Source organism: Sinorhizobium sp. 8-89 (assembly GCF_030124325.1).
GTDB lineage: Bacteria > Pseudomonadota > Alphaproteobacteria > Rhizobiales > Rhizobiaceae > Sinorhizobium.
This window is the reverse complement of record NZ_JASKLR010000025.1, coordinates 47678-56728: the sequence shown is the minus strand read 5'-3', so window position 1 is coordinate 56728 and position 9051 is coordinate 47678. Positions and strand designations below refer to the sequence as shown.

The 9051-nt window shown below is 62.4% G+C and carries 8 protein-coding genes; 3 read left to right on the top strand and 5 right to left on the bottom strand.

All coding sequences use genetic code 11. The features are described 5' to 3' along the window. A partial coding sequence (locus QN219_RS28140; protein WP_284003573.1) for a LysR substrate-binding domain-containing protein occupies positions 1–689 on the bottom strand: 689 nt, incomplete at its 3' end. A 105-nt stretch (positions 690–794) separates the two neighbouring features. Between QN219_RS28140 and QN219_RS28135 the strand changes: the two genes are divergently transcribed. After that, positions 795–1205, top strand: coding sequence for a 4-oxalocrotonate tautomerase family protein (locus tag QN219_RS28135; RefSeq protein ID WP_284003571.1), 411 nt, complete (start codon positions 795–797; stop codon positions 1203–1205). A 70-nt stretch (positions 1206–1275) separates the two neighbouring features. On the opposite strand, the gene QN219_RS28130 is transcribed toward QN219_RS28135, so the two are convergent. The 4 genes from QN219_RS28130 to QN219_RS28115 all read right to left on the bottom strand — a co-directional run bounded on the left by QN219_RS28130 (position 1276) and on the right by QN219_RS28115 (position 5442). After that, complete coding sequence (locus QN219_RS28130) at positions 1276–2322, bottom strand: glycine betaine/L-proline ABC transporter ATP-binding protein (protein ID WP_284003569.1); 1047 nt, start codon at positions 2320–2322, stop codon at positions 1276–1278. Next, entirely contained in the window at positions 2315–3223 is a 909-nt protein-coding gene (locus QN219_RS28125) for a proline/glycine betaine ABC transporter permease (RefSeq protein ID WP_284003566.1), read from the bottom strand. Before QN219_RS28125 ends, QN219_RS28130 begins: the two co-directional genes overlap by 8 nt. A gap of 261 nt (positions 3224–3484) precedes the next feature. After that, positions 3485–4483 carry an ABC transporter substrate-binding protein gene (locus QN219_RS28120; protein ID WP_284003564.1) on the bottom strand — a complete coding sequence of 333 codons (999 nt, stop codon included), beginning with the start codon at positions 4481–4483 and terminating at the stop codon, positions 3485–3487. 815 nt (positions 4484–5298) lie between these two features. Then, the gene (locus tag QN219_RS28115; RefSeq protein ID WP_284003562.1) at positions 5299–5442 is read right to left on the bottom strand and encodes a hypothetical protein; all 144 of its coding nucleotides are present in this window, start codon (positions 5440–5442) and stop codon (positions 5299–5301) included. A 247-nt stretch (positions 5443–5689) separates the two neighbouring features. Between QN219_RS28115 and QN219_RS28110 the strand changes: the two genes are divergently transcribed. Both QN219_RS28110 and QN219_RS28105 read left to right on the top strand, forming a co-directional pair. Continuing rightward, positions 5690–7162, top strand: coding sequence for a cobyric acid synthase (locus QN219_RS28110; protein WP_284003561.1), 1473 nt, complete (start codon positions 5690–5692; stop codon positions 7160–7162). A gap of 128 nt (positions 7163–7290) precedes the next feature. Next, positions 7291–9048, top strand: a complete 1758-nt coding sequence (locus QN219_RS28105; protein WP_284003560.1) for an adenylate/guanylate cyclase domain-containing protein — start codon at positions 7291–7293, stop codon at positions 9046–9048. Positions 9049–9051 lie beyond the last annotated feature (3 nt).

The following is a 9051-nucleotide window of genomic DNA, read 5'->3' as shown; positions in this document are numbered from 1 at the left end:
GTCGTGACGGCGATGCCGCTCACGACGGCGGCGCGCAGGCCCGACAGGCTCGGGCTCGTCGCCGCGAGCCGGAAGGGGCGCCGCGCCGCTTCGAGCGCCGAGATGGAAGCAGACCGAAAGCCGCAGGGCGGGTCGAGCACGGCCAACGGAAGCTGCGCATCGACCGTCGCCAGCCCCCTGTCGGAGCAGAGCCAGATCATCCCTTCTTTGAGGACGAGCAGTTCGTCGGTCGCAGCCGCCTGCCGCATGGTGAGCAGAACGTCGACCTGCCCCTGATCAAAGGCCAAGGCCAGCTCCTTCGACCTGCCGATCCTGAGATCGAGGCGAACTCTCGGATGGGAGCGGGCGAAGCGGCGCAGGAGGTCCGGCAGCGTCGTATCGGCGAAATCCTGCGTGCTGGCGAGCGAAATCCGACCGTCGGCGCGCGCGCCGCTGAGGCTGAGCCAGGCATCCCGATGCGCGTCGAGAATGCGGCGAGCATGATCCACGAGTTCCTCGCCGACTGGTGTCAGCGAACGTCCACGGCCGGCGGGCGCCAGAAGCGGTTCGCCGATGAGCGCTTCGAGACGCTGCATCTGGGCCGTCACGGCGGAGGGGGACCGGTTCACGACCGCCGCGGCGCGGGCGAGCGAACCACCTTCGGCGAAGGCAAGAAAAGTGCGCAGGAGATCGGGGTCGATTGCATCCATAATTCGATTGTACAGAAGCATTCGTGCAAAACAATTTGATTTTTTCGATGTACCGCTGGTGGCAAGGTCTGTCCCAAGGCAACAGCATGAGAGAAGGAGCCTGATATGCCCATCATCAACATCACCGTCACCGGCCGGCCGGATCCGGATCGCTCCGCGGAGATCGCAGCGAAAGTGAGCGATCTTACCCAAGAGCATCTGCGCAAAGATCCGACCGTCACCGCCGTTGCGGTGACCTATGTCGATCCGCAGCACTGGTTCGCCGGCGGAAAGTCGATCGCCTCGCAGGAGACGAACAGTTTTTGGCTCGACATCAAGGTGGTCGACGGCACCAATACCAAGCAGGAACTGGCCGCTTACATCGAAGCCATCTTCGCTGGCTTCGAGATGCTTCTCGGAAAAGTCCATCCGGAGAGCTACGTGCTCGTTCACGAAGTTTCCGCCGCTGCCTATGGCTATGGCGGCAAGACGCAGGAATTCCGCTTCATCAGCGGCAAGCTCAAGTCGGCTGCGTAGAGCATTCCAGGAACATGCACAAAGGGCGCCCTTGCGGGCGCCCTTTGTGACATTCAATCGTCACCCCAGCCTATGCCGCCTGGCGGTCGGTGTGGCTCGTCGGCGTCACCATGGCGGCGATGATCGTCTGCAGGTCGATGGCGCCGATCGGCCGGCCGTCGGCATCGACGACATGGGCCGTGTTGATATGTGCGCCGGTCATCGTGCGCGCGGCCGTTTCGAGAACCGTGCCCGCAGCGAGCGGTAGGCCTTCCGGATTACCGGAGAGCGGCCGCATGATCGTCTCCACATGGACGACGCGGCCGCGGTTCACTTCCTTGACGAAGGCGGTGATGTAGTCGTCGGCCGGCGACAGTACGATTTCCTGGCCGGTGCCCTGCTGCACGACGCGGCCGTCGCGCAGGATCGCGATCTTGTCGCCGAGCCTCAGCGCCTCGTCGAGATCGTGGGTGATGAAGACGACGGTCTTCTTCAATTCCTTCTGGAGATCGAGCAGCACCGACTGCATGTCGACGCGGATCAGCGGGTCGAGTGCTGAATAGGCCTCGTCCATCAGCAGGATGTCGGCATCATTGGTGAGCGCCCGGGCGAGGCCCACGCGCTGCTGCATACCGCCCGAGAGCTGGTTCGGATAGTGGTTTTCGAACCCCTTGAGGCCGACGCGTTCGATCCAGCCGAGCGCCCGCTTTTCGCTCTCGCGCCGCTCGATGCCCTGGATCTCGAGCCCGTAAATCGTGTTTTCGAGAACGGTACGGTGCGGCAGCAGCGCGAATTTCTGGAACACCATCGCCGTCTTGTGTCGGCGAAACTGGCGAAGGTCGTTTTCGTTCATTTTGCAGACGTCGGTGCCGTCATAGAGCACCTCGCCCGCAGTCGGGTCGATCAGGCGGTTGATGTGGCGAATGAGCGTGGACTTGCCGGAGCCGGACAGGCCCATAACCACCGTGATGCAGCCGCCGGGCATCAGGATGTTGATGTCCTGCAGACCCAGGACATGGCCGTGTTTCTCGTTGAGCTCGGCCTTGCCCATTCCCTTTTTGACGACATCGACATAGTCCTCGCCGCGCGGACCGAAGATCTTGTAGAGGTTCTTTACCTCGATTGCGTGACTAGCCATGAATAACCTCCGAATGCTTCTGCAGCCGCCTGCCGAAGGCCTGGCTGGTACGATCGAAAATGATGGCGATGCCGACGAGGGCAAAGCCGTTTAGGAAACCGACGGTGAAGAACTGGTTGGCGATCGCCTGGAGCACGTTCTTGCCGAGTCCGCCGACGCCGATCATCGAGGCGACCACGACCATCGCCAGCGACATCATGATCGTCTGGTTGATGCCGGCCATGATGGTCGGCAGCGCCAGCGGCATCTGCACGTTCTTCAGCTTCTGCCAGGCGGAGGAGCCGAAGGCGTCGGCCGCCTCCAGCACTTCCTTGTCGACGAGCCGGATACCAAGATTGGTGAGCCGGATCATCGGTGGCACCGCATAGATGACGACGGCGATCAGCCCCGGCACCTTGCCGATGCCAAAGATCATCACCACCGGGATCAAATAGACGAAGCTCGGCATCGTCTGCATGACGTCGAGGGCCGGGTTGACGAAGGCCTGCACCCGGTCGGAGCGCGCCATAAGGATGCCGATCGGAATGCCGATCACGATCGAAATCAATGTGCAGACAGTGACCATGGCGAGCGTGATCATCGTGTCGTTCCAGAGTCCGACGAGGCCAATCGCCACCATGGACAGCGCCGTGCCGATGGTAATCTTCACGTTGCGGCTGCCGAAATAGACGACGGCAACCATGATGATCAGCACGAAAATCCAGGGCGAACCGACGAAGACCCGCTCCAGATAGTTCAGGAACCATTGAAGCGGCTGGACTACCGCGTCGATGGCATTGCCGTAGCTGCGCACAAACCCCTTGAACCCGTCGTCGACGCTCTTGCGCGCCATGCGAATAGTGCCATCGTCTATGGCCGGGAACTTGCAGAGCAGTTCCGGCAAGAAACTGCAGATAGCCATTTTTCCCCCTTCTTGGCCCGGAAGTCTTATGCCGCCGGCTGCGTCTTCGGAACGACCGCGTGCGGCACTCCAGCGCAGACCTGCTTGTGACCTCTTATGTGTCCCGGCGTAAGAAATGTGACAGCGGAACGGCGGTTCCGCTTTACTGTTTGCGACGTCAGCAAAAGCACTGTGCCGCTGTGAGCCTAATCAGGCCGTGCAATCGCTTGCCAAGGCACGGGCGGCGGCCGAATCGGCTGCCGCCCACCTGCGTTGCCTCTGTCAGAGGGCCGCCTTGACCTTCTCGGCAACCTCGGGACTGACCCATTGCGTCCACATGTCCTGATAGTTTTCGAGGAAGTGCTTCGCGGCGTCCTCGTTGGTTCCCTGGTTCTGGTCCATCCACGCCAGAACCTTGTTCACCGTGCCGTTGTCCCACTTGCGGACTTTGACATAGTCCATTGCAACGCCAGCCTTTTCGGCAAACGACTTCGTCACCACGGTGAACACATCCGAGATCGGATAGGAGTTGACCTTCGGGCTCGGGCAATCGGGAACTGCGGAGCAGGCGTCCCACTCCTTCTTGTCGTGCTCGACGCCGAAGGAGAGGCGGGTCATCTCGTATTTGCCGAGAATGGCAGTTGGCGCCCAATAGTAGCCGAGCCAACCGGTCTTCTTCTCGAAGGCGTTCGCGATCGAGCCGTCGAGGCCGGCGGCCGACCCGGTGTCGATGAGTTCGAAGCCGGCCTTGTCCGCTTCGAGTGCCTTGTAGAGATTGGCTGTCGAGACCTGGCAGTTCCAGCCGGATGGGCAATTGTGGATCGCCGCCTTGGAGGGGTCTTCCGGCGCCGGGAACAGGTCCGGGTGCTTCAGCGCGTCCTGAACGGTCTTGATGTCCGGATGGGCGTCGGCCAGAAATTTGGGGATCCACCAACCCTCGACGCCGCCTTCGCTGAGGAGCGGTGCGGCCTGGATAAGGCGGCCTTCCTTGATCGCTGCATCGAGCGGCGTGCGCACGGCGTTGACCCAGAGTTCCGGCGCCATGTCCGGTTGCGCCTTCTCGTTCATCGAGGCGAAGGTAGGCATAGTGTCGCCGGTGACGAGCTCCACGGTGCAACCGTATCCGTTTTCGAGGATGAACTTGTCCACGTGGGCGGCAACGCCCGCGGAGGCCCAGTTCATCTCGGCAATACTGACGCTGCCGCATTCCGCGGCTTGCGCCGAGCCCGCTACGGCGTAAAGACCCGCGGCGAGAAATGTGGACGCGAGAAATTTCTTCATCTTTGCAAGACCTCCCAGTCTTTGTGCAGCCAACGATCCAGGGTGCCGCAGGGTTACTGCTGTTCCGACACCAGACTTTATTCAGTGAGCAGCGCGAGGTTCGCCATCGGAAAGGCCAAAGTCATGCCCCGCTGCAGCAGTGTGGGAGTTCTTTCAAATCCTGGCCGCGGAACCCTGTCGCCGGCCGGATCTCCTCTGCACCGCTGCGGCAAGCCTAGATATTCCCGAAGAGAAATCAACCTCTTCAATCGGAGGGCGGCGTCGAATGGCGTTGTCAGGCGCTTGTCCGCGCCCCTTGTGGCGTGTGCAATTTTTTCGCCGTTGGCTGCGAATTTGAGCATTTACGACAACAATTGCCCCAAAATGCGGCCCGCAGGTCCGGGCCGTTTTCGAACATGGTTCAATCCGGACGTTTCCTGTCGCGATTGCGTCGCGGCATCGACCCGAAGATGTCGCGAAAAAAATTCAAAAAAAACCGCGATTCACCATTGATCAAGCCCTCAATAACCATCCGGTAACGATGTCAGGCTAATTGTTTGCCCTGCGGCGGGCGACTGCCGCAGGTCCGGATCAGGTATTGCGTGCCGGACCTTAGACTTCCCGATCTGGCTTGTTGTGCGGACGGGCAGGGCGCTCTCGAGCCCGAAGAGAGTAGCGATTTTCGGCGTGTTGTGCCGGAGAGATCATGTGTTATCTTGACGGCCGCATCCCCTCGGTGGAAGTCGGGTGCGGCTTTCGTGTTGAGGCCCCCTACCAAAACCGGCCAATAAAAAAGCCGCCCCGAATGGAGCGGCTTGAAGCGGGAAAGCGCCCGATTATCCGATGTTGTACGTACGGATGAAACCGAGCGGGCCGCGAGGCGCGTCCATCTCGACATTGCGCACGCGGGACTGGCTCGACGGCGCCTTCGAGTTCCAGGCGATCTGAACGAAATTGGGTTTGCTGAAGACGAACAGCATGACTTTTCTACCTTGGGAGTCCGGGTCACCCCGGAGGTTGTTACGATGGCGTCGATATAGGCGCGAGCCAGTGGAATTTAAATGCCATTGTCGCCATCGCATGTCGCAATTTCGCTAGTCCAGTCGCGATTTCGAACAAGCTCCGTGAGTGGCCGAAACGGGCCGTGATCGCGAATGGCGAAAGGAGGTTGAATCCCGTCGAAAACGGGCCTTTGCCGGCGATGGTTTCGATGGTACGGGAGGTCGCATGACACAGAAAATTATGCTGCAAGGGACCGGCTCGGATGTCGGAAAATCGGTATTGGTGGCTGGGCTCTGCCGGCTCGCCGCCAATCGTGGATTGAAGGTCAGGCCATTCAAGCCGCAGAATATGTCGAACAACGCCGCCGTTTCCGATGACGGCGGCGAGATCGGCCGGGCGCAGTGGTTGCAATCGCTGGCCGCGCGGGTGCCGTCCTCCGTCCATATGAACCCGGTGCTCTTGAAACCGCAGTCGGACGTCGGGAGCCAGATCATCCTCCAGGGCAGGGTGGCAGGCCAGGCGAAGGGCAGGGAGTACCAGGCGTTGAAGCCGAAGCTGCTCGGCGCCGTTATGGAGAGTTTCGAACTGGTCTCCGCCGGGGCCGATCTTGTCGTCATCGAAGGCGCCGGGTCGCCAGCGGAAATCAACCTGAGGCCCGGCGACATTGCCAATATGGGCTTTGCCACGCGGGCGGGCGTGCCGGTGGTGCTTGTCGGCGACATCGACCGCGGCGGAGTCATCGCCTCGCTCGTCGGCACGCACGCGATCCTGCCGGAAGAGGACCGGCGTATGGTCAGCGGCTATCTCATCAACAAGTTCCGTGGTGACGTGACGCTTTTCGACGATGGCATTGCGGCCGTTCACCGCTTCACCGGCTGGCCCTGCTTCGGCGTCGTGCCATGGCTGAAAAGTGCGTCCCGGCTGCCTGCCGAGGATTCGGTGGTGCTCGAAAAGCTCGCGCGCGGCGGCGGCAAGGCGCTGAAGGTCGCGGTGCCGGTCCTGTCGCGGATCGCCAATTTCGACGATCTCGACCCGCTGAGGGCCGAGCCGGAGGTCGATCTCGTTTTCGTTCGCCCCGGCACACCGCTCCCCGACGATGCCGGGCTCATTGTCATTCCCGGCTCGAAATCGACGATTTCAGACCTCAAGGATTTTCGCGCCGAGGGCTGGGATCGCGACCTCGAACGCCATGTGAGGCGCGGCGGTCGCGTGATCGGAATTTGCGGTGGCTACCAGATGCTGGGTGCGCGCGTCACCGATCCGCTCGGAATCGAAGGCAGCGAACGCGAGATCGCCGGCCTCGGCCTGCTTTCCGTCGAAACCGAGATGGCGCCGGAAAAGACCGTGCGCCACAGCCGGGCCTGGTCGCTGGAACACGACGTGGCGCTCGATGGCTACGAGATCCACCTCGGCAGGACTGCGGGCGCCGATTGCGACCGCGCGCCGGTTTCGATCGACGACCGCCGTGATGGGGCGAGGTCCGCCGACGGCAAGGTGATGGGCACTTATCTGCACGGGCTCTTCGGCAGCGACGCCTATCGGGCCGCGCTGCTCAGAAGCTTCGGCATCGAGGGCGGTGGAGGCAACTACCGCCAGTCCGTCGATGCGGCGCTTGACGATATCGCCGGCGAACTCGAAGCCGTGCTCGACCCCGCCTGGCTCGACCGGCTGCTGGTCGGTGAGCGCGAGACGGCGTGAAGTCACGCGGAGCGCCGAAGAGGCCCAGGGCGCTGCGCCCGGCGGTGCCAATTTGTTGCTTCTCCGGATTCCGCATTTAAGCTACGCTTAAAATGTTCTGGCCAGATGCCGCAGGAGCGGCTGTCCTTGTGGAACAGAAGCTCGCAGTGATCTTCGCCGCCGACGTCGCTGGCTACAGCCGGCTTGTCGCTGCCGATGAGGAAGGGGCGCCTGCGACGCTTGGCACCTACAGCGCCGCGACCCGCGATCTCGTCGCTGAGCATGGCGGGCGCATATTCGGTTCGGCCGGCGACAGCGTCTTGGCGGAGTTCCACAGTGCCGTGCAGGCGGTGCGGGCCGCGGTCGCGATCCAGCGGGCGCTGTACCGTCGCAATGCCGATCTTAGTCCCGATCAGAGGATGGAATTCCGCATCGGTCTCAACCTTGGCGATGTCGTCGTCGAGGGTGACGATCTTCTCGGCGACGGCGTCAACGTGGCGGCCCGGCTCCAGGAGGTGGCGCTGCCGGGCGGCATCTGTATCTCGGGCGCGCTTCACGACCAGATCGTGGGCAAGCTCGACTTCCCGACTGTCCATCTTGGCGACCGTAGCCTGAGGAACATTCCGCGTCCCTTGCCGGTCCACAGGGTCGATTGGCGTCGCGAGGATCCGGTCGAAGCTGGTGTGCTCGGCGGACCGCTCAACCTTCCCGACAAGCCCTCAATCGTCGTCCTTCCGTTCGTCAACATGTCCGGCGATCCGGAGCAGGAGTATTTTGCCGACGGGCTGACCGAAGACATCATCACCGCGCTTTCGCTCTATCGCTGGTTCTTCGTCATCGCGCGGAATTCCTCTTTCGCGTACAAGGGGCGCGCCGTCGACGTGAGGCAGGTCGGCCGCGATCTCGGCGTTCGCTACATCGTCGAAGGCAGCGTGCGCCGGGCGGGGACACGTCTGCGCGTGACCGGTCAGCTTATCGAGGCCGAGACTGGCGTCCATCTCTGGGCCCAGCGCTACGACCGCGAACTTGCGGATATCTTCGCCATCCAGGACGAACTCACCCAGAACGTCGTCGGCGCCATCGAGCCGGAAATCCTCATCGGCGAGAGTCGGCGCGCCTTGCTCAGCCCCACCCATAATCTCGACGCCTATGAATGTCACATGCGCGGCACATGGCTGCACAACGCGCAGGACACCGCCGAGCACTTCAAGGAAGCGATCGTCTGGCATCGGCGGGCGATCGCCCTCGATCCCGAGTTCGGTCGCGCGCATATGATGCTTGCCCGCTCGCTCCATGCGCGCTGCTTCCATGGTTTCAGCGACGATGTCGATCGCGACGGCGCCGAACTTTACGCGGCTGCCGAGCGCGCCGTCGCGCTTGAAGAGCGCGATCCCTATTCGCACTATGCCATGTGCCTTGCCCATTTCACCGCACAGCGCGCGCCCGCGGCCGTCGAAGAGGCGCAGCGGGCGCTCGACCTCAACCCGAACCTGGCCCTTGCCCATATGGCACTCGGCTGGGCGCGGATATTCACCGGACACTTTGCCGAGGCGCTCGATCCGCTCCACATGGCGCTGCGGCTCAGTCCGCATGACCCGCTGACCTATCTGTTCCTCGACAGGATCGCGCTCGCCCATTACCACCTCGGGAACTACGAGGAGGCGCGGCACTATTCGGAGCGAGGCGTTTCGCTTCGCCGCGCTTACTTCAACCGGGTGGTGCTACTTGCAAGCCTCGGTCAGCTTGCCCGTGAGGATGAGGCGCGCGAGCTCATCCCTGAGATCACCGGCAGCATTCCCGCCGACCTCGCCCACCACTGGCGGATGCTCACGCCCTATGTCGAGCGGGATCATTATGCGCATTTCATCGAGGGGCTGCGCAAGGCCGGCTTGCCGGTCATTGCTTAGGCT